At 58.1% G+C, this 23,468-nt stretch carries 23 protein-coding genes; 12 read left to right on the forward strand and 11 right to left on the reverse strand.

Features of this window, described 5'->3' with window-relative positions; translation table 11 throughout:
* Window positions 1-188: 188 nt before the first annotated feature.
* Window positions 189-1,394 (reverse strand): MFS transporter, encoded by a 1,206-nt coding sequence (locus tag HMPREF1024_RS11645; protein WP_002921907.1) that lies wholly within the window; start codon window positions 1,392-1,394, stop codon window positions 189-191.
* A gap of 241 nt (window positions 1,395-1,635) precedes the next feature.
* The gene (locus HMPREF1024_RS11640; protein ID WP_020803959.1) at window positions 1,636-2,217 is read right to left on the reverse strand and encodes a hypothetical protein; all 582 of its coding nucleotides are present in this window, start codon (window positions 2,215-2,217) and stop codon (window positions 1,636-1,638) included.
* A 205-nt stretch (window positions 2,218-2,422) separates the two neighbouring features.
* Here HMPREF1024_RS11640 and tag point away from each other — a divergent pair, with 205 nt between their 5' ends.
* Both tag and HMPREF1024_RS11630 read left to right on the forward strand, forming a co-directional pair.
* Entirely contained in the window at window positions 2,423-3,004 is a 582-nt protein-coding gene (gene tag / locus HMPREF1024_RS11635) for a DNA-3-methyladenine glycosylase I (protein WP_002921914.1), read from the forward strand.
* Window positions 2,982-3,422 carry an N-acetyltransferase gene (locus HMPREF1024_RS11630; RefSeq protein ID WP_004173935.1) on the forward strand — a complete coding sequence of 147 codons (441 nt, stop codon included), beginning with the start codon at window positions 2,982-2,984 and terminating at the stop codon, window positions 3,420-3,422. Before tag ends, HMPREF1024_RS11630 begins: the two co-directional genes overlap by 23 nt.
* Here the strand turns inward: HMPREF1024_RS11630 and HMPREF1024_RS11625 are convergent.
* Window positions 3,391-5,721: a molybdopterin guanine dinucleotide-containing S/N-oxide reductase gene (locus tag HMPREF1024_RS11625; protein WP_009308768.1), complete on the reverse strand. Its 2,331-nt coding sequence runs from the start codon at window positions 5,719-5,721 to the stop codon at window positions 3,391-3,393. The genes HMPREF1024_RS11630 and HMPREF1024_RS11625 overlap by 32 nt on opposite strands.
* Window positions 5,722-5,888: 167 nt before the next feature.
* Here HMPREF1024_RS11625 and HMPREF1024_RS11620 point away from each other — a divergent pair, with 167 nt between their 5' ends.
* From HMPREF1024_RS11620 to ghrB, 6 genes are all read left to right on the forward strand, one after another.
* The gene (locus HMPREF1024_RS11620; protein WP_002921917.1) at window positions 5,889-6,551 is read left to right on the forward strand and encodes an OmpA family lipoprotein; all 663 of its coding nucleotides are present in this window, start codon (window positions 5,889-5,891) and stop codon (window positions 6,549-6,551) included.
* Window positions 6,552-6,654: 103 nt separating this feature from the next.
* Window positions 6,655-7,671, forward strand: a complete 1,017-nt coding sequence (locus HMPREF1024_RS11615) for a LacI family DNA-binding transcriptional regulator (RefSeq protein ID WP_002921918.1) — start codon at window positions 6,655-6,657, stop codon at window positions 7,669-7,671.
* Between the two features lie 111 nt (window positions 7,672-7,782).
* On the forward strand, window positions 7,783-8,532 hold the full coding sequence (locus tag HMPREF1024_RS11610; protein ID WP_002921919.1) for a sugar phosphate isomerase/epimerase: 750 nt from the start codon (window positions 7,783-7,785) through the stop codon (window positions 8,530-8,532).
* A 3-nt stretch (window positions 8,533-8,535) separates the two neighbouring features.
* A complete protein-coding gene (locus HMPREF1024_RS11605; RefSeq protein ID WP_002921921.1) occupies window positions 8,536-9,471 on the forward strand; it encodes a sugar kinase in 936 nt (311 codons plus the stop codon).
* Between the two features lie 104 nt (window positions 9,472-9,575).
* Entirely contained in the window at window positions 9,576-10,856 is a 1,281-nt protein-coding gene (locus tag HMPREF1024_RS11600) for an MFS transporter (RefSeq protein WP_002921927.1), read from the forward strand.
* A gap of 24 nt (window positions 10,857-10,880) precedes the next feature.
* Entirely contained in the window at window positions 10,881-11,852 is a 972-nt protein-coding gene (ghrB, locus tag HMPREF1024_RS11595; protein WP_004145219.1) for a glyoxylate/hydroxypyruvate reductase GhrB, read from the forward strand.
* A gap of 108 nt (window positions 11,853-11,960) precedes the next feature.
* On the opposite strand, the gene HMPREF1024_RS11590 is transcribed toward ghrB, so the two are convergent.
* Entirely contained in the window at window positions 11,961-12,671 is a 711-nt protein-coding gene (locus HMPREF1024_RS11590; protein WP_002921929.1) for a DUF3053 domain-containing protein, read from the reverse strand.
* Window positions 12,672-13,111: 440 nt separating this feature from the next.
* Here HMPREF1024_RS11590 and HMPREF1024_RS11585 point away from each other — a divergent pair, with 440 nt between their 5' ends.
* The 3 genes from HMPREF1024_RS11585 to cspA all read left to right on the forward strand — a co-directional run bounded on the left by HMPREF1024_RS11585 (window position 13,112) and on the right by cspA (window position 15,468).
* Window positions 13,112-14,467, forward strand: a complete 1,356-nt coding sequence (locus HMPREF1024_RS11585) for an aromatic acid/H+ symport family MFS transporter (protein WP_004901270.1) — start codon at window positions 13,112-13,114, stop codon at window positions 14,465-14,467.
* A gap of 245 nt (window positions 14,468-14,712) precedes the next feature.
* Window positions 14,713-15,003 carry an HTH-type transcriptional regulator gene (locus HMPREF1024_RS11580; RefSeq protein ID WP_002921931.1) on the forward strand — a complete coding sequence of 97 codons (291 nt, stop codon included), beginning with the start codon at window positions 14,713-14,715 and terminating at the stop codon, window positions 15,001-15,003.
* 252 nt (window positions 15,004-15,255) lie between these two features.
* Window positions 15,256-15,468: an RNA chaperone/antiterminator CspA gene (cspA, locus tag HMPREF1024_RS11575; protein ID WP_000014594.1), complete on the forward strand. Its 213-nt coding sequence runs from the start codon at window positions 15,256-15,258 to the stop codon at window positions 15,466-15,468.
* A gap of 98 nt (window positions 15,469-15,566) precedes the next feature.
* Here the strand turns inward: cspA and HMPREF1024_RS11570 are convergent, their stop codons facing one another.
* The 5 genes from HMPREF1024_RS11570 to HMPREF1024_RS11555 form a co-directional block, all read right to left on the reverse strand.
* Window positions 15,567-17,186 (reverse strand): ATP-binding cassette domain-containing protein, encoded by a 1,620-nt coding sequence (locus tag HMPREF1024_RS11570; protein WP_009308769.1) that lies wholly within the window; start codon window positions 17,184-17,186, stop codon window positions 15,567-15,569.
* A gap of 300 nt (window positions 17,187-17,486) precedes the next feature.
* Window positions 17,487-17,639, reverse strand: a complete 153-nt coding sequence (gene hokA / locus HMPREF1024_RS0126645; RefSeq protein WP_002922102.1) for a type I toxin-antitoxin system toxin HokA — start codon at window positions 17,637-17,639, stop codon at window positions 17,487-17,489.
* Window positions 17,640-17,964: 325 nt separating this feature from the next.
* Window positions 17,965-20,034, reverse strand: a complete 2,070-nt coding sequence (glyS, locus tag HMPREF1024_RS11565) for a glycine--tRNA ligase subunit beta (RefSeq protein ID WP_002922127.1) — start codon at window positions 20,032-20,034, stop codon at window positions 17,965-17,967.
* Window positions 20,035-20,043: 9 nt separating this feature from the next.
* Entirely contained in the window at window positions 20,044-20,955 is a 912-nt protein-coding gene (glyQ, locus tag HMPREF1024_RS11560; protein WP_002922128.1) for a glycine--tRNA ligase subunit alpha, read from the reverse strand.
* A gap of 127 nt (window positions 20,956-21,082) precedes the next feature.
* Window positions 21,083-21,382 (reverse strand): YsaB family lipoprotein, encoded by a 300-nt coding sequence (locus tag HMPREF1024_RS11555; RefSeq protein WP_002922129.1) that lies wholly within the window; start codon window positions 21,380-21,382, stop codon window positions 21,083-21,085.
* Between the two features lie 179 nt (window positions 21,383-21,561).
* Between HMPREF1024_RS11555 and HMPREF1024_RS11550 the strand changes: the two genes are divergently transcribed.
* On the forward strand, window positions 21,562-22,557 hold the full coding sequence (locus HMPREF1024_RS11550) for an acyltransferase (RefSeq protein ID WP_004145225.1): 996 nt from the start codon (window positions 21,562-21,564) through the stop codon (window positions 22,555-22,557).
* A 26-nt stretch (window positions 22,558-22,583) separates the two neighbouring features.
* Here the strand turns inward: HMPREF1024_RS11550 and yiaA are convergent, their stop codons facing one another.
* Together yiaA and yiaB are read right to left on the reverse strand one after the other, a co-directional pair.
* The gene (gene yiaA, locus HMPREF1024_RS11545; RefSeq protein WP_004188180.1) at window positions 22,584-23,030 is read right to left on the reverse strand and encodes an inner membrane protein YiaA; all 447 of its coding nucleotides are present in this window, start codon (window positions 23,028-23,030) and stop codon (window positions 22,584-22,586) included.
* A 31-nt stretch (window positions 23,031-23,061) separates the two neighbouring features.
* On the reverse strand, window positions 23,062-23,433 hold the full coding sequence (yiaB, locus tag HMPREF1024_RS11540; RefSeq protein WP_002922133.1) for an inner membrane protein YiaB: 372 nt from the start codon (window positions 23,431-23,433) through the stop codon (window positions 23,062-23,064).
* Window positions 23,434-23,468: the final 35 nt, after the last annotated feature.

Consider the following 23,468-nt stretch of genomic DNA (forward strand, 5'->3'; position numbering starts at 1 on the left):
TCAGTAGGCTAATAGGGTGCGTTAGGGTTGGTTATCAGAAACCTCTACAAACCGCGATAAGTAGACCACAGGGAACGAGAAAAGTATCAGGAGGGAATGTGATCCAGCCAAACATTTACAAAACATTTGGCTGGATTGGCACTATTTGCTTAGGGAAATAACCAGGGGCACGTTTCACGCTGCAGGTTTCAGGCGTGCGCCTCGTTATATACCGTGCTTTTCGGCTGACGGATGGTGGTGGATAACGCCAGCGAGAGGATCAGCAGGGCGAAGATCACGCAGAAGGTCACGTAGAAACCGCCGAACAGCGAAGCGATGAGAGAGCCGCAGATGCTGCCGATACCGAAGCCCAGATAAATCACGCCATAGTTTTTCGCCAAATTGTTCAGACCAAAGAACTCACTCACCAGCGACGGGAAGACGGTAATGGTGCCGCCGAAGTTAAAGGCGACGCAGGCGATGGCGGCGAAGAAGGTCAAGGCATTCAGCGGGGCGAACAGCAGCGCGGCCATCCCCACCAGCGACACGACCTGACCGATGGTAATCACGCGAATGCGGGAGATTTTATCAGACAGGATACCTAACACCAAGCGACCGCTGAGGTTCGCAATCGAGATAACCGTTACCGCGTTGGCCGCCGTGGCGACATCCAGGTGGACCATTCCCTGGGCAATATCCTTCGCTACGCCAATTACGTACAGACCGCTCATGCAGGCCGTCAGGAACATCACCGCCAGCATCCAGTACTGCGGTTTACGCATCGATTCGGCGAGGGTGAAGTCGTTTTCCACGACGCCGTTGGCCGCGGTGGCTGCCGGGTGATTTGGCGCATCTTTCATCAGGGTCGCGCCAAAGACGATCATCACCAGCACGATAGCGCCCCAGATAACGAAGGTTTTTTCCAGGCCAACGGTGGCCAGCAGGTGGGAATCAATGAATTTGAACCCCAGGCTGCCGAGACCATAGGAGCCAATGGAGAAGGCGGAGATCAGCCCTTTACGTTCCGGGAACCATTTCACGCAGTTCGACAGGGTCAGCAGGTAACCGGCGCCGTCCGCCAGCCCCACCAGCACACCCGCGCTCAGCCACAGCATCATCAGGCTGCTGGAGTGCGCGGTCAGGAAGAAGCCCAGGCCGAGCAGGATCCCGGAGGCCATGGTGACGCGCTTCACGCCAAAGCGCTCCTGCAGCTTGCCGGCGACCGACGAAGAGAGCGCCAGCCCGAGGCTCAGCAGACCAAAGGAAAAAGCCACCTGACTGACCGGCTCGCCCAGTTTGTCAGACAGCGAACTGTTAAACAGGCTCCAGGTATAAACCGAACCGAGAGCGAATTGGGTGATGATGGTGCCGATCAGTGTCAGCCAGCGGGTCGATTGACGGTTTGCAGCGTTCATAGCAGTTGTCCTGATAAATTAACTGCCGCCACAATAGCGAAGGCCCCTCATCCAGTGGGGGAAAAAGGCATGAACTGCCATCAGCGGGGAATGAAATGCATTAATGTTGGAATGAATGGCATTGCATAACATTCATTCCGTAAATTACAGGCAAAAAGTTAGTGTGCGCTATCTCACAGAAATGCGCCATTGCTGAGATTTAACAATAACCACATCGTTTCAAATGCGTAACAATTCCCGATTAAAAATTGGCGCTGACCCCCATCAAATAGAGCGTATTTTCCCCTGACGGCAGGTTATCCGCCTGCGACAGCGTTGCCCATGCCGCCACGTGGGATCCCAACCGCATATCAGCGCCCAGGGTGACATCGCTCCAGCCTCCCTCCCTGGCACGGGTCATCGGCGCCCAGACATCGCTGGCGAGCGACTGGTTATAGCTCACCTGCGCCCAGGGATGCACGCCCCACAGCGCCTGATAATCCATGCGCCAGCCGAGCGTGTTAACGTAGCCCGCCTCGCCTGCGCTTCTCACCGTCGGCGCGGTGACGTCGCTGCGCAGGCTGGCCACCGGCCCGGAGGTTACGCCGTTTGCCAGCGGATAATTCCAGCCAACGCTCAGGCCGCGGCCGCTGTCCGGCGGCGCCAGCCCCTGGTTTAACGCCAGCCCGCCGGGCGTCTCAGAGGACTTCATCCGCTCGGCGAGAATATCTTCATAACGTGGTTGGTGATCGCTATCCCATGTATAGCGTTCCGACGTATTACTTTTTGTATCGATAGCGATATATTCCTGTTGCCAGGCATTCGCTCCAGAGACACATGACACCCAGACGGATACGCTCGCCGGGATCAAGAACCCCCGGAGGCCATTGCATTTCTTTATTATCATTAATGCGACTCCAGAAAAGAGCCGAATCGGCAATATTGCTGTGTTTTTAGTGGGGATACGATTTCCCTGTATTAACTATTATCTTTATCTTTCAGCCGTCAAGGCGGGCGTCCACTTTTTTAGCGCAGAGGGAGAAACAGCTATGCAGCGTTGCGGATGGGTGAGTCAGGATCCGTTATACATCGAGTATCACGATACCGAATGGGGTGTGGCGCAAAAAGAGGGTCGCCAGCTGTTTGAAATGATCTGCCTTGAGGGCCAGCAGGCCGGTTTATCGTGGATCACGGTGTTAAAAAAACGGCAGAACTACCGCCAGGCTTTTCACCAGTTCGATCCGGTGCGCGTGGCGGCGATGGGTGATGACGATATCGAGCGACTCCTGCAGGATACCGGCATCATTCGCCATCGGGGAAAAATCCAGGCCATTATCGGCAACGCCCGCGCCTATCTGGCGATGGAAGAAAATGGCGAGTCGTTCACTGATTTTGTCTGGTCCTTCGTCGACAATGCGCCACAGGTGACCCGCGCTGCGACGCTGGCGGAAATTCCCACCACGACGCCGGCCTCCGATGCGCTATCGAAGGCATTGAAAAAACGCGGCTTTAAGTTTGTCGGCTCGACAATCTGTTATTCCTTTATGCAGGCCTGTGGGCTGGTCAACGACCATGTCACCGGCTGCTTCTGTCACCCTGGAGGTCAGGATGATCCGCAAGTGGGACACTGAAGATACCGCGCCGCTGCTGGCGCTGTGGCTGGACAGCACGATTCATGCCCATCCTTTTATCAGCGAAAGCTACTGGCGCGACAGCGTCGCGGTAGTACGGGATGTCTATCTTCCCGCCGCCAGCACCTGGGTCTGGGAGCAGGATGGCGAGTTAAAAGGCTTTGTCAGCGTGCTGGACTCCCGTTTCGTCGGCGCGCTGTTTGTCGCGCCGGGCGCCACCCGCCAGGGCATTGGCCGGGCGCTGCTGGATGAAGTCAAACAGCACTACGCCTGGCTGAGCCTTGAGGTTTATCAGAAGAACGAATCGGCGGTGAGTTTCTACCATGCGCAGGGCTTCCGGATTGAAGACTGCGCATGGCAGGACGATACTCAGCACCCGACGTGGATTATGCGTTGGCCGGCGGATCAAATGCCGTAAGCGGCAGCGCCGGGCCGGTATATTTCTCCAGCCACGCCAGGGCGGTGTTCCCGGCACAGCCGTTGCCCAGCCGGGATGTCGGAATATCTTTGGTTAAGACGTTCACCGCCCCGTTTTTGCAGATGCCGACCTGCGGATCCAGGTCGGGCCACGCTCCTTCATGCAGGCAAATCACCCCCGGGCGGATCCCCTCCGTCACCACGGCGCCGGCCAGCACCTGACCGCGGGCGTTCCACACCCGCACCAGATCGCCATCGACAATCCCGCGCGCCTGCGCATCCTGCGGATGAATAGTCACCGGTTCGCGCCCGGCGACGGCATAGCGCTCGCGCAGCGCGGTGTGGTTCAGTTGACTGTGCAGACGGTGGGCCGGATGGGCCGACAGCAGCTGCAGCTGCCCCGCCTCTGCGTTGCCATGCCACTCGTCGGGCTCCAGCCACATCGGATGCGGCGGACAGTCGGCGTAACCAAAAGCGGCGATGGTCGGCGAGTGGATCTCTATTTTACCGCTCGCCGTTTTCAGCGGGTTGGCCTGGGGATCGGCGCGGAAGGCGGCGAAACGCGCAAAACGGGCATTCTCCGGCTCCTCCGGCATCTCAATCAGCTGGTTAGCCTGCCAGAATTCGGCAAATGGCGGCAGCGTCACCTGCTGCTGGGCGCCGCGCCGGGCGGCCATCTGATAGAAAGTCTCCAGCCACTGCAAATCACTCTTCCCTTCGGTGAAGCGTTCGCGGCCACCCGCCTCCCAGCGTTCGCTGAGGTCGGCAAAGACCGCGAAATCGTCGCGCGCTTCATCTCGCGGAGCAACCACCTGCTTCATCGGCACCAGATGCTGGTTACTGTAGTCCCCGGTCATGGTCAGATCGTTGCGCTCAAACGAGGTGGTCGCCGGCAGGACGATATCAGCATGGCGCGCGGCGGCAGTCCAGAAGCATTCGGAAATGACGATAAGCTCCGGTTTCTGCCACGCCTGAATCAGTCGGTTGGTGTCCTGATGATGAGTAAAGTTGGCGCCGCCGGCCCACCAGATAAAGCGAATATCGGGAAAGCGCCGCGCCATGCCGTTGTGCTGATACTCCGCCCCCGGATTCTCCAGCGCCTCGACAATTCGTGCGACCGGGATCTTCTCCACCGCGTCCACGCCTCCGGCCACGCTCCCCTGCATCGAGCCCAGCACCGCCGCGCGGCGGGTCGGGTTGCCGCCGTTGGCAAAATGGTAGGAAAGACCAAATCCGCCACCGGGGGTGCCGATCTGTCCCAGCATGGCGGCCAGAGTGACCAGCATCCAGTGTTTCTGCTCGCCATACTGCTGACGCTGCATGCCCCAGCCGGCCATCAGCATAGTGGTATTTTCGTGGAAAAGTTTCGCCAGTTCGCGGATTTTATCTGCTTTAACGCCGCAGATCGCTGCTGCCCACTCAGCGGTTTTCGCTACGCCGTCGCTTTCGCCGGTCAGATAGCGGGCAAAAATATCGTAGCCGCTGGTGCAGCGGGTAAGAAACGCATCATCCTGCCAGTCATTTTCCACCAGCGTATGGGCGATCCCCAGCATCAGCGCAACGTCGGTGCCCATATGCGGCGCGATCCACTCCATCGAATCGCCAAAGAAATCGACGGTTTCCGATCGCATCGGATCGATGCAGATCAGCCGCTTACCGCTCTGGCGCAGCCGATCAAACCACCGGATCCCTTGCTCGTCGGAGGCATTCCAGGCAATTTTCAGCGTGTTCAGCGGGTTGGCGCTCCACAGCACCACCACTTCGCTGTGCTCGAGCACCAGCGGCCAACTGGTCTGCTGCTGATACACCTCATTGCCGCCAACGACGTAAGGCATGATCGCCTGCGCCGCGCCGGTGGAGTAATCGCCAAGATGGCCGGTATAGCCGCCCGCCAGGCTCATATAGCGCTGCAGCAGCGTCGCCGCCTTATGCAATACGCCGTTAGAGCGCCAGCCGTAGGAGCCGGCAAAAATGGAGGCCGGACCGTAGCTGTCGCGGATCCGCCGATGCTGGGCATCGATCAGATCCAGCGCCTGCTCCCAGCTCACCCGCACGAATTCATCCTGACCGCGGACCCCCTGGGGCTTGTCCGGTGAAGCAAGGAAGCCTTTACGCACCATTGGATAGCGCACGCGGGTTTTGCTGTGCACCTGATCGCGCACTGCCGTTTGCAGCGAGTTGGCAAACGGTGTCGCCAGCGCGCCGCGGGAAGAGAGGACGTTTTCCCCGTCCGTTTCCACCAGCATCGGTCCCCAGTGGGCGGCGGTTAAGATGGTTTTGGTTGCAGATGAGGTTGGCAAGGGCGGCTCCTGGTCAGCGAATGCAGGTGTCATAACGGCGTGATGGGCAACCGTTCAATGTTATTTACAAAAAGAGATGGTATCCGGGGAATTTTCTCCGTAATCGCGCGTCATAATCAACCGTCACGTTCGCTGTGACAAAGAATAAAAAGGATTAAGGACATTAAATGAAAAAACGCGTACTTATGATTGCGGCGCTGGTCAGCGGCACTCTGGCCATTTCTGGCTGCACCACCAACCCCTATACCGGTGAACGTGAAGCAGGCAAATCCGGTATTGGCGCAGGTATTGGCTCCTTAGTGGGCGCTGGCGTCGGCGCGCTCTCCTCTTCCAAACATGACCGCGGCAAAGGCGCGCTGATTGGCGCAGCGGCCGGCGCGGCGCTCGGCGGCGGCATTGGTTACTACATGGACGTGCAGGAAGCGAAGCTGCGCGACAAAATGCAGGGAACCGGGGTCAGCGTGACGCGAAATGGCGACAATATCGTGCTGAACATGCCGAATAACGTCACCTTCGACAGCAATAGCGCCAACCTGAAGCCGGCCGGCGCCAACACCCTGACCGGCGTGGCCATGGTGCTGAAAGAGTATGAGAAAACCGCTGTTAACGTGGTCGGCTACACCGACAGCACCGGCAGCAAGGATCTGAATATGCGTCTGTCGCAACAGCGTGCGGACAGCGTCGCCAGCGCGCTCATCACCCAGGGCGTGGCGGCCAATCGCATTCGCACCACCGGCATGGGCCCGGCAAATCCGATCGCCAGCAACAGCACGGCGGAAGGCAAAGCGCAGAACCGTCGCGTGGAAATCACCCTCAGCCCGCTGCAGTAAGCGCAACCTCATGTCGCCCGGCAGCCGCTCTGCCGGGCAAAATGCTTGATATCGCTATTTTTCGCGCTAAGGTGTTGGCAGATTTTCAGCAAAGGAAGCCACCATGGCGAAAGCGGCGCGTGCAACTATCAGCGATGTGGCGAAAGCCGCAAAGACCGGCAAAACCAGCATTTCACGTTATCTTAACGGCGAGAAGCATCTGCTTTCCGACGACCTGTTATCACGTATTGAAAAAGCCATTGCCGAACTCGACTACCGCCCCAGCCTGATGGCCCGCGGCCTCAAGCACGGCCGAACCCGCCTCATCGGCCTGATCATCGCCGATATCACCAATCCCTACTCGGTCAACGTCATGAGCGGCATTGAAGCAGCCTGCCGGGAAAAGGGCTTCACCCTGCTGGTGTGTAATACCAATAACGAGCTCGATCAGGAGCTGCACTACCTGGACCTGCTGCGCAGCTACCAGGTGGAAGGCATCGTGGTCAACGCAGTCGGTATGCGGGAGGATGGCCTGAACCGCCTGCAGCAGTCGGCCCTGCCGATGGTGCTGATTGACCGTAAAATCCCCGATTTCGCCTGCGATGTGGTCGGGCTTGATAACGCCCAGGCCGCCACCACCGCCACCGAACATCTGGTGGAAAAAGGATTCGAGGCCATCCTGTTTCTCAGCGAACCGCTGGGCTCGGTGAATACCCGTCGCGAGCGCCTGAGCGCCTTTCGCGCCACGCTTGCCCGCCACCACGGCGTGGTGGCCGAAAACGCCGAGGTGCAGCTTAACGACGGCGCGATGCTGGACAACGTCCTGCGTCAGTTCCATGCCCGCCACCGCGGGATGCGCAAAGCGGTCATCTCCGCCAACGGCGCGCTGACGCTGCAGGTAGCCCGCGCCCTGAAGCGCGTCGGCCTGATCTGGGGGAGCGATATCGGCCTGCTGGGCTTCGACGAACTGGAGTGGGCGGAGCTGGCCGGCGTCGGTATTACCACCCTCAAACAGCCGACGTGGCAGATCGGCTACGCGGCGGTCGAACAGGTTATTCGGCGCATTGCCGGCACTAACGACCCCATCCGCGAACGGGTATTTTCCGGCGAGCTTATCGTCCGCGGATCAACCTCCCGTTAACGATCCTTCGTGATGCCGATCATAAATTAAACATCTCGCCCTTTCTTATGGAACCGATACCATCTAGCGTATTAAGGAGATTAAGCAACAAACGCCGGGAGTAAGAGCGCGATGGCCAGAAAAATTATTGTCGTTACCGCTGCGTATGGTAATGACCATGTTAAATCCTTAGGCGGGCAGGCCGCCGTCCTGCCGTTTATCGCCAACGCCGGCGCGGACGGCGTCGAAATCCGCCGCGAGCTGTGCAGCGCGGAAGAGCTCAACGCTCTGCCCTCGCTGGCGGCCACTATTGAGCGCCACGGCCTGCTGGCCTGCTACTCCGCGCCGCAGGCGCTGTTCACCGACAACGGCGAGCTTAACCCGGATCTCCCGACGCTGCTCGCGGAAGCGCAAACCCTGAACGCTCTGTGGCTGAAGCTCTCCCTTGGCCATTTCCTCCACAATCAGCAGTTGGATGAGCTGCGCGATATCCTCAGCGACAGCGGCATGGCGTTGGTGGTAGAGAATGACCAGACCGACTGCGGCCAGCTGGCGCCGATGCAGCGCTTCAAAGCCGCCTGCCGGGTCCATCAGCTGCCGATCACCTTAACGTTTGATATGGGCAACTGGCTGTGGGTTGGCGATTCGCCGGAAGAGGCGGCACGTCATCTTGCGCCGGCGGTCAGCTATATTCATGTTAAAGCGGCGGAGCCTCATCATGAGAAATTCCGCGCTGTACCGCCGGATCAGGCCGCCGAACGCTGGCTGGCCCTGCTCGATAATCTTCCCGCCGACGCGCCGCGTGGAATCGAGTTTCCGCTGACTGGCCATGACCTGACGGCCGTGACCCGCCGCTACGTCAACCTGTTACGCGAGGATTAAGTCGTGGAAAATTTAGATGTCATCACCATCGGCGAAGCTATGGCCATGTTTGTCGCCACCGAAACCGGGGATCTGGCCGAGGTGGAGCATTTCATGAAACGTGTCGCCGGCGCCGAGCTGAACGTCGCCACCGGCCTGGCGCGCCTGGGCCTGAAAGTCGGCTGGGTGAGCCGCGTCGGCAACGACAGCTTTGGCCGCTTCGTACTGCAATCGCTGGCGAAAGAGGGGATCGATAGCCACGCTGTGGCCATCGACAACCGCTTCGCTACCGGTTTCCAAATGAAATCGAAAGTCGAAAATGGAACCGATCCCATTGTGGAGTATTTCCGCAAAGGATCCGCAGCCAGCCATCTTTCGCCGGACGATTTTCGCGCCGACTACTTCACCAGCGCCCGCCATCTGCACCTGAGCGGCGTCGCGGCGGCCCTTTCTGAGAGCTCTTACGCGTTGCTGGAGCATGCGGCGAAGGTAATGAAAGCCGAAGGAAAAACCCTCTCTTTCGACCCCAATCTGCGCCCGGTACTGTGGAAAAGCGAAGCCGAGATGGTGGAGAAACTCAACCGTCTCGCCTTCCAGGCTGACTGGGTTTTGCCAGGCTTGAAAGAGGGCGTGATTCTTACCGGCCAGCAGACCCCGGAAGGGATTGCCGATTTCTATCTCTCCCGCGGCGTCAAGGCGGTAGTCATTAAAACCGGCTGCGACGGCGCCTGGTTCAAGAGCGCCAGCGGCGAACAGGGAACGGTCGATGCCATTAAAGTCGATAACGTCGTCGATACCGTCGGCGCCGGCGACGGCTTTGCCGTCGGGGTGATTAGCGCCCTGCTGGAAGGCAAAACCCTGCTTCAGGCGGTGAACCGCGGCAATAAAATCGGTTCGCTGGCGATTCAGGTCCAGGGCGACAGCGAGGGGCTGCCCACTCGCGACGCGCTGGGCGAGTAACTTTTCTACGCAACGATAACAGCCGTCCTGTACCCTACCTGCAGCGCGGCACAGCAGCGTCCGTTTCGACGGACGTATGTCTCCTCATTGACAGAGGCAAGCCTATGAATAGCTCAACAAATGCAACGAAACGCTGGTGGTACATCATGCCTATCGTGTTTATCACGTATAGCCTGGCGTACCTCGACCGCGCCAACTTCAGCTTCGCCTCCGCGGCAGGCATTACCGAAGACCTGGGCATCACCAAGGGGATCTCCTCCCTGCTGGGGGCGCTGTTCTTCCTCGGCTACTTCTTCTTCCAGATCCCCGGCGCTATCTATGCGGAGCGCCGCAGCGTTCGCAAACTGATCTTTATCTGCCTGATCCTGTGGGGCGGTTGCGCCTCCCTGACCGGTATTGTGCATAATATCCCGGCGCTGGCGGCGATCCGCTTTATCCTCGGCGTCGTCGAAGCCGCGGTGATGCCGGCGATGCTTATCTATATCAGCAACTGGTTCACCAAATCAGAGCGCTCTCGCGCCAACACCTTCCTGATCCTCGGTAACCCGGTGACGGTCCTGTGGATGTCGGTAGTCTCCGGCTACCTGATTCAGGCCTTCGGCTGGCGGGAAATGTTCATCATCGAAGGGGTGCCGGCGGTGATCTGGGCCTTCTGCTGGTGGGTGCTGGTGAAAGATAAGCCGTCGCAGGTGTCCTGGCTGGCGGAGAGTGAAAAAGCGGCGCTGCAGGAACAACTGGATCGTGAACAGCAAGGCATCAAAGCGGTGCGTAACTATGGCGAAGCCTTCCGCTCCCGCAACGTGATCCTGCTCTGCGCGCAGTATTTTGCCTGGAGTATCGGCGTATACGGCTTTGTACTGTGGCTGCCGTCGATTATCCGCAGCGGCGGTGAAAATATGGGGATGGTGGAAGTGGGCTGGCTCTCTTCTGTCCCGTACCTGGCGGCCACCATCGCCATGATCGTCGTCTCCTGGGCCTCGGATAAACTGCAAAACCGTAAGCTGTTCGTCTGGCCGCTGCTGCTGATTGGCGGACTGGCCTTCATCGGTTCCTGGGCGGTCGGCGCCAACCACTTCTGGGTCTCCTACACCCTGCTGGTGGTAGCCGGGGCGGCAATGTATGCGCCTTACGGCCCCTTCTTCGCCATTATTCCGGAAATGCTGCCGCGCAACGTCGCCGGGGGCGCCATGGCGCTGATCAACAGCATGGGCGCCCTGGGCTCCTTCTGCGGCTCGTGGTTTGTCGGCTACCTGAACGGCGCCACCGGCAGCCCCGCAGCGTCCTATATTTTTATGGGGGTAGCGCTTTTCGCCTCAGTATGGCTGACTTTGATTGTTAAGCCTGCTAATAATCAAAACCTTCCACTTGGCGCTCATCACGCCTGAACGACTCATACTACGGAGATTCGCATGAAGCCGTCTGTCATTCTCTATAAAACGCTTCCCGACGACCTGCTACAGCGTCTGGAGGAGCACTTTTCCGTCACTCAGGTGAAAAACCTGCGGCCGGAGACCGTTTCGCAGCACGCTGAGGCCTTCGCCCAGGCTGAAGGCCTGCTGGGCTCCAGCGAAAAGGTTGACGCCGCGCTGCTGGAGAAGATGCCGAAGCTGCGTGCGACCTCCACCGTTTCCGTTGGCTATGACAACTTCGACGTCGAGGCGCTGAACGCCCGCCGGGTGCTGCTGATGCATACCCCGACCGTGCTGACCGAGACCGTCGCCGATACGGTCATGGCGCTGGTGCTGAGTACCGCGCGCCGGGTGGTGGAAGTGGCGGAGCGCGTCAAAGCGGGTGAATGGACGAAGAGCATTGGTCCGGACTGGTTCGGCACGGATGTTCACCATAAAACCTTAGGCATCGTCGGGATGGGCCGCATCGGTATGGCGCTGGCGCAGCGCGCCCACTTCGGGTTCGGCATGCCGATCCTGTATAACGCGCGTCGCCAGCATCCGCAGGCGGAAGAACGCTTCAATGCCCGCTATTGCGATCTCGATACCCTGCTGCAGGAGGCTGACTTTGTCTGCCTGATCCTGCCCCTGAGCGAAGAGACTCACCATCTGTTCGGTCAGGCGCAGTTTGCCAAAATGAAATCTTCCGCCATCTTCATTAACGCCGGGCGTGGCCCGGTAGTGGACGAGCAGGCGCTGATCGCCGCCCTGCAGAACGGTGAGATCCACGCTGCCGGTCTCGATGTGTTCGAACACGAACCGCTGGCCAAGGACTCACCGCTGCTGAGCCTGCCGAACGTCGTCGCGCTGCCGCATATCGGCTCCGCCACCCATGAGACGCGCTACAACATGGCGGCCTGTGCGGTGGACAACCTGATCGACGCCCTGAACGGCAACGTAGAGAAAAACTGCGTCAATCCGCAGGTAAAATAAGCCATAAAAAAACCCGGGTAACGGCGGCAGCCGCCCTCCCCGGGTTCTTTTTGCATCCTGTCCATCATCCTGCCCGTTCGCCGCAGCCAACGTCAGCCAGATGAAGCATTAACGGGTGGCGTTCACCGCCGCCGTCCATGCCTGATTAAACGCCTGATGCTGCGCCGCCAGCGGCCCAATCAGCGCATTGTACTGGCTGGCCTGCTGGGAGGTTGGGAACTGAATGCCGTTGGCGACAAAGCTCACCTGCGTCCCCTGCTGAGCGACAAAATCCCCAACCTGAACCAGCTGCTGGGTAAAGATCTGCGCGGCCGGGATCAGCGGCTGCAGCGCGTCGGCTGGCGCCGTCACCACCTTGGCGTAAACCTGATCGAAGACCGGCTTGAGATCGTCAGCCTGCTTCAGCGCGCCATGCGCGGCATCGGCCTGCATTTTCGCATTCTGCAGCTGCTGGCTGAGCACGCCCAGCGCGCCGTTCGCCTGACGCAGCGGCTCACGCTGGGTCATATAATCCTGCGGGACGCGGATCGCATTGACGCTGTCCACCACCGGGCGCAGACCAGCGTCCATCGCCTGGCTCACCTGCTGCGAGTAACCGTAGATCACCGCGTAGTCAGAGACAAAAGGCCCAAACTGTTTTTTCTGATCGGCGGTCAGCGTCGGCAGACGTTCACCGCTACGCATCGCCGTATTCTGCAGGAAGTCGATAAACGCTTTGCGCTGATCGCCCTCTTTATCAAAACACCCACTCAGGCTAACCACCATCAATAAGGCCGCCATAGCCGCAAACCAGCGAGAGCAGGACTTTCCTGTCGCCATTTTTTTACTCCTTTCAGCCAAAAAAAGCGCACAACGGCACACACGTGCCAGACGCTGACAAGGATAGTCCAGCTCGGCCTCGCAGGATACCCTTTCCTGCTAATCTTACGCGGGAAAAACACCATTTTGCACGCCATCGTCGCGCTGTAGAACGTCTGTTATGCGCATCACAAATATGGTCTTAAGATCAGGTGGGCCAGAACTTCATAAGCCATTGATATTTATATAAATAAAAAGCAACAACCCAGCACTGCGCCTTAAAGCGGACGATAATCGCACGCTTTGGCACGCGTCTGGATTGCCTGCCTCGCACTTCAATGATTTGATGAATGAGCGATTAACGGCGACATGTTCGATTATCGCACAAATCAAACTCAACGACGCGAAGGCGACGATAATAATAAACCTCTGTCCCTCGCCCAGTCTGCCAGGAAAGCCGTATGACTAAGACAACCATCGACATTCAGGCCTTTATCAACGAGCACCCCTTCACCCGCTACCAGTGGATGATCCTTGCGCTCTGCTTTATCACCGTCGCGATGGACGGGTTCGATACCGCAATTATCGGGTTCATCGCCTCCGACCTGGTGCAAGAGTGGGGCGTGGAAAAATCGGCCCTCGGCCCGGTGATGAGCGCCGCGCTGGTGGGCCTGGCGGTCGGCGCCTTAACCGCAGGGCCGCTGGCTGACCGCATCGGCCGCAAAAAAGTGCTGATCATGTCGATCGTGGTGTTCGGCGGATTCAGCCTGCTCACCGCCTTCGCCACCAGCCTTAATCAGCTGACGCTGCTGCGCTTCCTGACCGGCCTGGGCCTTGGCGCGGCGATGCCGAATGCCGCGACGCTAATGAGCGAATATGCGCCGGAGCGCCGTCGGGCGCTGCTGGTGAACCTGATGTTTGTCGGCTTTCCGATGGGATCTTCGCTGGGCGGCTTTTTATCCGCCTGGATGATCCCGCACTATGGCTGGCAGAGCGTGCTGGTGCTGGGCGGCGTGATGCCCCTCCTGCTGGCGGTGGCATTAATATTCCTGCTGCCAGAGTCCGTCCGCTATCTGGTAGTGAAGCAGCACCCGGCGCAGCGCATTGCTGCTATCCTGCGCCATATCGCGCCGCTGCCGAAGGCAGTGGAATTTGTACTACGCGAAGCAGGCCAGGTGAAAGAGAAATCCGCGATCGGCGTCATTTTCTCTCCTCGCTACGCGGTGGGTACCGTGATGCTGTGCCTGACCTACTTTATGGGTCTGCTGATTTTCTATCTGCTGACCAGCTGGCTGCCGCTGCTCATCCGTGAAACCGGCGCCTCGATGAGTCAGGCCTCAATTATCACCGCCCTGTTCCCGCTCGGCGGCGGGATTGGCGTGCTGATCCTCGGCGCCCTGATGGACAAGATCAACCCCAATAAAGTGGTGGCCGTCGGCTGGCTGCTGACCGGCGTTTTTGTCTGCCTGGTGGGGTTCTCCACCAGCAGCCTGGCGCTAATGGGAGTGATGGTCTTTATCGCCGGCAGCATTATGAACGGCGCGCAGTCGTCGATGCCGGCGCTGGCGGCTGGCTTCTATCCGACGCAGGGGCGCGCCACCGGCGTCGCCTGGATGCTGGGTATCGGCCGCTTCGGCGGCATCCTCGGCGCGTTCAGCGGCGCCTTCCTGATGCAGGCTCAGCTCTCCTTTGAGACCATTTTCACCCTGCTGGCCATCCCGGCGTTCCTGTCAGCCTTTGCGCTGCTGATCAAGTACCGGGTCAGTAAATCCGTGCCGGCGACGACAGATGAGGCGAGAAGCCTGCAGAAAGCCTAACCCTATAAGCCGGCGCCCCGCGCCGGCTTTGCCGCTTTTTTCTTATCCGTTTACAAAAATTTTCGAAGCCACCTCATCGCGTTAATAATCATTCTTTTAGGCTACGCTGCCGTTTGGCTGTCGGGGCAGATTCGATAGCCTGTTGGCAAATAATCACCGACGTTACCATCCCTTGCGCCATTTTCTGACTATTCTTAATGAGCTATATAAAAATCTTTTCCGCTGTGTGATAAAAGGAGTTCTCAATGGAATATAAAGATCCCGTGTTTGAACTGCTGAGCAGCCTGGAACACATCGTTTTTAAGGATGATAATCAGAAACTTACCTCAAACCGTAAGTCCACTGTATTTAGTGAATTTGAACAGCTGCGTAAAGGCACTGGACTTAAGATTGACGACTTTGCCAACGTCATGGGCGTGAGCGTCGCCATGGTAAGAGAGTGGGAGTCGAGACGGGTCAGACCGTCTCCCACCGAGCTGAAATTGATGCGCCTGATTCAGGCCAATCCACAGCTTTCACGACAATTACTCGATTAATCTCGCGCGCAGCGGCAAAGGCCAGTAAGGGAGCTTTTGCCGCTGCACCGTAAAAAAAAGTTTGCTATCAGGTGCTGAACGTGCGTTAATGCTCGCAGGTTTGATGTACAGACCACAGAGCAGTCGAATAGAGCAGTCCTTCTAAGGTTATCCAAAGATACCCCCGTAGTGAACTTTCCCTTTATCGCTTTAAATCTGTAGTCCAGACCCCTACGCCGCAAGGCTCACTTATTTTTTTAAAGGTAATTCACTATGTCCGGTAAAATGACTGGTATCGTAAAATGGTTCAACGCTGACAAAGGCTTCGGCTTCATCACTCCTGACGATGGCTCTAAAGACGTGTTCGTACACTTCTCTGCTATCCAGAACGATGGCTACAAATCCCTGGACGAAGGTCAGAAAGTATCCTTCACCATCGAAAGCGGCGCTAAAGGCCCGGCAGCTGGCAACGTAACTTCTCTGTAAGTTCAAGCCGCTAAGAATCGAGAATCCCTGCCTGATGGCGGGGATTTTTTTTATCTGTCGCCAGTAGCCGCCAGCATAAGATGGCGGCTACCGGGCATTCAGAGCAGGGAAAAGTGCCAGCCCGTCTCCCGCCACGCCAGACTATGGGTCAGCTTCAGACCTTGTAAAAACGCCTCATCATGCGACACCACCAGCATCGCGCCGGGAAACGCCGCCAGCGCGCTTTCAATAGCCTGCGTCGATGCTAAATCGAGATGGTTGGTCGGCTCATCCAACAAAAGCAGTTGGGCAGGCTCGCGTCGCCAGAGCACGCACGCCAGCGCCGCTTTCAGGCGCTCGCCGCCGCTGAGCGCCGACAGCGGCAGAGTGACCTTATCCGCGCCCAGCTGGAGCTGCGCCAGGCGGGTGCGCAGGAGGCCCTCATCCAACGGGGTATCTTCCAGGCTCAGGTGCGCCATTACCGACAGGGATAAATCCAGCTGCGTCAGATGTTGATCGAGGTAAGCGGCGCTCACCGAAAGCCGAACATCGCCTGACGCGGCCTGCTCCAGCCCCAACAGCGTTTTCAGCAAAGTGGTTTTGCCACAGCCGTTTGGCCCCTTTAGCGCGATGCGCATCGGGCCATCGATACGCCAGTTCAGCGGCGCAGCCGGCGCGTGGTCGAGCTGCAATGCTTCCACCACCAGAACCTGCTTGCCGGCGGCCACTTCGCTACCCGGCAGGGTGAACATCACCGGATTGTCGTCTTCTATCCGCTCCCGCGCCTGCTGCACGGCGGCATTCAGACTGCTGTTCTGTTCACGATGCTGACGGCGCAGCGCTCCCGGGCGCTCTTTTGCCGCGCCTTTGTACTTCACGCGTTCGAAGGAGGCGATATTTAGCGTATCAACGGTACGCAGCGTCTGAGCCGAGCGCCGCTGGGCGGCGTCATGCTCCTTTTGCATTCGCGCGCGGGTGCGCCGTCGGTCGGTCACGGCATGCTCCAGCGCCGCGCGCGCGGCCTGCTGCTCCGCCATACGCTGGCGCTGATATTCATCATAGTTGCCGCCGTAGCTGCGCAGCGCCGTCGGCGTCAGCTCAATAATCCTCGGCATCCGCGTCAGCAGCTCGCGGTCGTGGCTGGCGATCAGAGCCCCGCCCTGCCAGCTTTCCAGTTGGTGATAGAGCCACTCCCGCCCCTGGCGGTCCAGATGGTTGGTAGGCTCATCCAGCAGCAGATAATCGGCGCCCGAGACGAAGGCGCCGCACAGCAGAGCCTTCATCCGCTCGCCGCCGCTGAGTGAAAATGCGGGGCGATCGGCAGAGAACGGCGGGAGATCGGCTTCACGGAACGCTAAACTCAGGCGATCGGTGAGATCCCAGTGACCATCTAACAGATCGAAATCGTCGGCCAGCCCTTGGCCCTGTTCAAGGCGAGACAAGGCGGCAAAAACCGACGCATAGCCCAGCAGCGTAGCGAGGGTGGTCTCCGGCGTGAGCGTCGGCTGCTGCGCTACCCAGGCAACGGCGGCGGCGCGCTCAATATGGCCGCCGGCAGGAGAATCAAGGCCCGCCAGCAGACGCAGCAGACGAGTCTTGCCGACGCCGTTCCGGCCGACCAGGCCGCAAAGGGACGGTTCCAGCGAGACGCTGAGCGGACCAAACAGGGTCTGTCCCGTCGCAAACTGACAGGTGACCTGATGTAAAACAAAAGCGGGGATGTGGGCGCAATGAGCCATAAGCACTCCTGAATGAAATCAATACTCCCCTACCCGCAACGTCTGCGAGGTAAGGCGTGAAATTCATCAGTCGTGTTTGTTCATTTGTGGGGCGCGCTCCGGTGAGACGAGGGATTCGTCGGGACATAGGATAGCCACACTCCGGTATGCGTTGCAAGCCTGTTTTATTCAACGATCTTGTAAAATAAAAAGGCCTCCTGATATCAGGAGGCAAATGATTTATTTGGTGAACAATGAAAGGGTGCATTGAGAATGCCTGACACCGCAAGCATGGTGGGGATAGATCCCCACCAGATGCTCTTACTGTTTAATATCACAGGCTAAGAATGCCACCAGCTCAATATTTCCCTGCCTGCGCTGTAATTCACATAGCGAATCACGAACCATCCAGGTCAATAATAAAATAGTGAAGCAAATCACTACTAAGCCAAACAACAGATACTTTTGCGGCATTCCTCGCCTCCAGTGTTGATTTTCAACAAGTAAGAGGCTACTCTTATGGTGTTCATGCATAGGGGAGCCTCACTTTGATTACTATCAGGTGGGGCTTTTCTCTGTCTGTCTCCCGCTGAATACCTGAGACACACAGTCTCAAGCACCCGCCGCCATTCTAGCGTAAATACCTCTCGGATTTATGTTTATATATTCCTAAAACATTTCTCATCGATGAATGCAAATAATGAAGATATCAATGGCAGAATTATTAACGGTTCACCTATTTATATTTCACGTATAAAAAAACCTGCCCTGAGGCAGGTCTTTATTATTACCGATACGCTTACTGCAGCAGAGAAATATCCGCCACCTGCAGGAACAGTTCACGCAGTTTGGACAGCAGCGTCAGACGGTTGATGCGAACATCTTTGTCTTCAGCGTTAACCATCACGTTCTCGAAGAACTCATCCACCGGCTCGCGCAGCGCGGCCAGCTCAATCAGCGCATCCTGATAACGGCCTGCGGCGAAATACGGCTGCAGCTTGTCGCGCAGCACCACCAGATTACCCGCCAGCTTAATTTCCGCCGCTTCTTTCAGCACCGAAGCGTGAACGATGTCGTTCAGCGTCTCATCGGATTTCGCGAGGATGTTGGAGACACGTTTGTTTGCCGCCGCCAGCGCGGAGGACTCTTCCAGAGTACGGAAGTGCGATACCGCCTTCATACGCGCATCGAAATCCGCCGGGCGGGTTGGACGACGCGCCAGTACCGCCTGGATCGTGTCGACGCCGTAGCCTTCGTCCTGATACCAGGCACGGAAGCGGCCCAGCATAAAGTCGATCACATCATCAACCACGTTGGCGTTGGTCAGCTTCTCACCGTACAGACGAACCGCTTCTTCGGTCAGCGTCTGCAGATCGAGATCCAGGTTCTTCTCAACGATGATACGCAGCACGCCCAGCGCGGCGCGACGCAGCGCAAACGGGTCTTTATCGCCTTTCGGATGCTGACCGATACCAAAGATACCCGCCAGGGTGTCCATCTTATCGGCAATCGCTACCGCGCAGGCCACCGGATTAGACGGCAGCGCGTCGCCAGCAAATCGCGGCTGATACTGCTCGTTCAGCGCCACGGCCACGTCTTCCGCTTCGCCGTCATGGCGCGCGTAGTGCATCCCCATCACGCCCTGGGTGTCGGTGAACTCGAAGACCATGTTGGTCATCAGGTCGCACTTGGACAGCAGGCCCGCGCGGGTTGCGTGGTTCACGTCAGCGCCAATCTGTTCGGCAATCCAGCCCGCCAGCGCCTGGATGCGATCGGTCTTGTCGCGCAGGGTGCCCAGCTGCTGCTGGAACAGCACGGTTTCCAGACGCGGCAGGTTATCTTCCAGACGTTTTTTACGGTCGGTATTGAAGAAGAACTCGGCATCGGCCAGACGCGGACGGACCACCTTCTCGTTACCGGAGATGATCTGCTGCGGATCTTTGGACTCGATGTTGGCCACGAAGATAAAGTTCGGCAGCAGTTTGCCGGCGTTGTCGTAGACCGGGAAGTACTTCTGGTCGCCCTTCATGGTGTAAACCAGCGCTTCAGACGGCACCGCGAGGAATTTTTCTTCGAACTTCGCCGTCAGCACCACCGGCCATTCCACCAGCGAGGTGACCTCTTCCAGCAGGCTTTCGCTCAGATCGGCTTGACCGCCGATCTTACGCGCCGCCTCTTGCGCATCAGCTTTGATTTTGGCTTTACGCTGTTCGTAATCGGCAATGACTTTACCGCGCTCCAGCAGGATCTGCGGGTACTGGTCGGCATGGTCGATGGTGAACTCCGGCTCGCCCATAAAGCGATGGCCGCGAATCACGCGATCGGACGGAATACCGAGGATAGTGGCCGGGATCACTTTGTCACCCAGCAGCAAAGTCACCGTGTGTACCGGACGCACGAAGTGGACGTCAGACGCGCCCCAGCGCATCAGTTTCGGGATCGGTAGCTTCGCCAGCGAGCTGGCAATCATGTTCGGCAGCAGCGCTTCGGTGCTTTCACCCTTCACATGGGCGCGATACAGCAACCACTCGCCTTTGTCCGTGGTCAGACGTTCGGCCTGATCGACGGTGATACCGCAGCCGCGCGCCCAGCCTTCGGCCGCTTTGCTTGGCTTGCCTTCGGCATCGAACGCCTGGGCAATAGCCGGGCCGCGTTTTTCCACTTCGCGATCGGCTTGCGCCGCCGCCAGGTTGGCCACCTTCAGCGCCAGACGACGCGGGGCGGCAAACCATTCCACTTTACCGTGCGCAAGGCCAGCGTTATCCAGCTCCGCGGTCACATTCGCAGCAAAAGATTCCGCCAGGCTGCGCAGCGCTTTTGGTGGCAGCTCTTCAGTGCCGATTTCCACCAGAAAAGTATTCTCAGACATGGCCGCCTCTTATTTATTCTTGTTGCACATCGGGAAGCCGAGCGCTTCACGGGAAGCGTAGTACGCTTCCGCCACTGCTTTAGTCAGGGTGCGAATGCGCAGGATATAGCGCTGACGCTCGGTGACGGAGATGGCTTTACGCGCATCCAGCAGGTTGAAGCTGTGAGCCGCTTTCAGAATACGCTCGTAGGCCGGCAGCGGCAGCGGGGTCTCCAGCGCCAGCAGCTGCTGGGCCTCTTTCTCATACTGTTCGAAGCAGGTGAACAGGAAGTCGACGTCGGCATATTCGAAGTTATAGGTGGACTGCTCCACTTCGTTCTGGTGGAACACGTCGCCGTAGGTGGTTTTCCCCAGCGGGCCATCGCTCCAGACCAGGTCATAGACGCTGTCCACACCCTGGATGTACATCGCCAGACGCTCCAGACCGTAGGTGATCTCGCCGGTCACCGGCTTACACTCGAGGCCGCCGACCTGCTGGAAGTAGGTGAACTGCGTCACTTCCATGCCGTTGAGCCACACTTCCCAGCCCAGACCCCAGGCGCCCAGCGTCGGGTTTTCCCAGTTGTCTTCGACAAAGCGAATGTCGTGGATAGTCGGGTCCATACCCAGCTCTTTCAGCGACCCGAGGTACAGCTCCTGGATGTTGTCCGGAGAGGGTTTAATCACCACCTGGAACTGATAGTAGTGCTGTAAACGGTTCGGGTTTTCGCCATAGCGGCCATCGGTTGGACGACGGGAAGGCTGCACGTAGGCGGTCGCCATTGGCTCCGGCCCTAACGCGCGCAGGCAGGTCATCGGGTGAGAGGTGCCGGCGCCGACTTCCATGTCCAGTGGTTGAACAATGGTGCAGCCCTGACGAGCCCAGTAATCCTGTAAGGTCAGGATCAGGCCCTGGAAGGTCCTGGTATCAAACTTTTGCATATGATTTCGTGCTGGATACGTGTGGATTTAAAGGAAGGAGTCAGTATACCCGCTGGCTGCGAGATATACAGTACGAAACGGCGTTGTTTCAGGAAAACGGACGAAATTTACGCCAGGCGGGGTCGATTCAGCGCATCGAAAGATGCATAAACTGGCCGTCCGGGTCAAAGGAACAGATGAAACGCTCATTCTTGCCGGTACGGCCAGAAAGCTCATAGCTCGCCTGGAATTGTTCAAAGTGGTTCACGTCAACGAGCTGCGTTTGCGTGTTATAGCGGATAGCCGCCTGATCCTTGCAAAGCTGCGCCATATTGAGCGTGGTTTGCGGCGTAATACGAGCGCGCTGCGCTTTTTGCGTCGGCGGGGAGACGGTCTCGCTGCAGCCCGCGAGGAGCAGCACCAGCATGACGGAAACAACACCTTTCACCACGTTCTCCTCCACCGCCTTGTTAGCAAGTTGTTATCTTAAAGATTCAGTATTACAGGTATTTTGCGAATATCATGAAACTGCGACAAGTCTGTGACCGAAAACTCAGACTAATCTATTGCGACACCGGGAAACCGGGCAGGTCATATGTTATTTCTCCAGCAGACATTGAGGGACTGATGCAAGAAAAGATACACTGGATCACCAACCTGCGCGGCATCGCCTGCATGATGGTGGTGATGATCCACAGCACCAGCTGGTATATCACTCACCCCCATGCGATTACCCTGCTGCAATGGGATATCGCCAATCTGCTCAATTCCGCCTCCCGCGTCAGCGTGCCGCTGTTTTTTATGATCTCGGGCTACCTCTTTTTTGGGGAACGCAGCGCCCAGCCGCGCCATTTCTGGCGGATTGGCCTGTGCATTGCGTTCTATAGCGCACTATCTCTGCTGTATATCACGCTGTTTACCCATATCAACGTCGAGCTGTCGTTAAAGAATTTGCTGCAGAAGCCTGTCTTCTACCACCTGTGGTTTTTCTTTGCTATCGCCGTCATCTACCTGCTCTCGCCGCTGATTCAGGTTAAGTCCACCAGTAGCACAATGCTGCTGGCGCTGATGGCGATCCTCGGCATTCTGGCCAACCCCAATATGGTCAGCGTTAAAGCCGCCGGGATTGAGTGGCTGCCAGTCAACCTTTATATCAACGGCGACACCTTCTACTACGTGCTCTACGGCGTGCTGGGCAGAGCCATTGGCACCCTGGACACCGATAAAAAATGGCTAACACCGCTCTGCGCCGCGCTGTTCATCGCCGCCGTGTGGGTCATTTCCCGCGGCACGCTGCATGAGCTGCGCTGGCGCGGAGACTTCGGCGACACCTGGTATCTCTACTGCGGACCGGCGGTGTTTGTTTGCGCGGTCACCCTGCTGACGCTGGCCAAAAACTGGCTTAACGCGCGTCCCCTGCCCGGTATCGCCTGCATTGCGCGACATTCGCTGGGGATCTACGGCTTTCATGCCCTGATAGTGCATGCGCTGCGCGCCAGCCATCTGGAGCTATCCCGCTGGCCGCTGCTGGATATTGTGTGGATATTTAGCGCCGCCCTGCTCGGCAGCCTGCTGCTGTCAGGCCTGGTGCAGCGGATTGATAGCCGCCGGCTGGTCAGCTAACGGTCCGCCGCCCGGAGGGGCCCGACTTACGTCTCAGGCCCCTCTTCCGTCACGCTGAGAGGTTCCCGTAAGCGCGTCGGGTCCCAGACATCACGCACGTTTTTCTGTACCGCAACAGCGCCAAACAGGCTCAAAAAATACGCCAGCCCATAGAACCCTTTCTCGCTGAGCAGCAGAGTGGCATTCCACAGTCCGATAACCAGCAGACCTACAGCGATAACGAAGACCACCAGACAGGTGGTGTAGTACAGCGCGGTGGTCGGAATGGCTTCATACTTATCGCGCACCGTCTTTTGATAAGATGCCGCGGCAAACAGCCCCAGTACCAGGACGGCAAAATAATAGCCTTTCTCATTCAACTGCATATCGGCATTCCACAGCCCCACCAGATAGGTGACGATGCCGCCGATCAGGGCAATCCAGGAGATCAAATGAAACGCAGGAGAATACGTCGCGTGCTTGTTTTCCATCACTTTTTACCTTTTACGCGCCTCGGGGCGGCGCTTATTCCGTTTTTTGCATCGCGCGGGCGATGCGGGTCCGTTCGGGGGTTGCCGATGCGCCATATAAGCAGACAAACCATGCCGCGATATAGACGGCTTTTTCATGCCAGTCTGCCGGTACATACCAGGCGCCGACCAGCAGCAGGCCGACCGATAGCAGCAGCACCAGCCGGCATAAGGCAATAAAACCGTCGTCCTGTTCCTGCCACTGACTGGCGCGCTGATGGGCGAGAACAGCAAACATCCCCATCACCAGCACGCCGAGAAAATACCCTTTGCCGCTGAACAGCGGGCAGGTCCGCCAGATACCGAGCAGATAAACCAGCGATCCTGTCGCCATCATCCCCCTGGCAATATTGCGTTTTGTGATCATCTCACCTCCCTGGTCGACAGGGGCTGATTATGACC

Origin of the sequence: Klebsiella sp. 4_1_44FAA, assembly GCF_000238715.1 — a bacterium.
Lineage (GTDB): Bacteria > Pseudomonadota > Gammaproteobacteria > Enterobacterales > Enterobacteriaceae > Klebsiella > Klebsiella pneumoniae.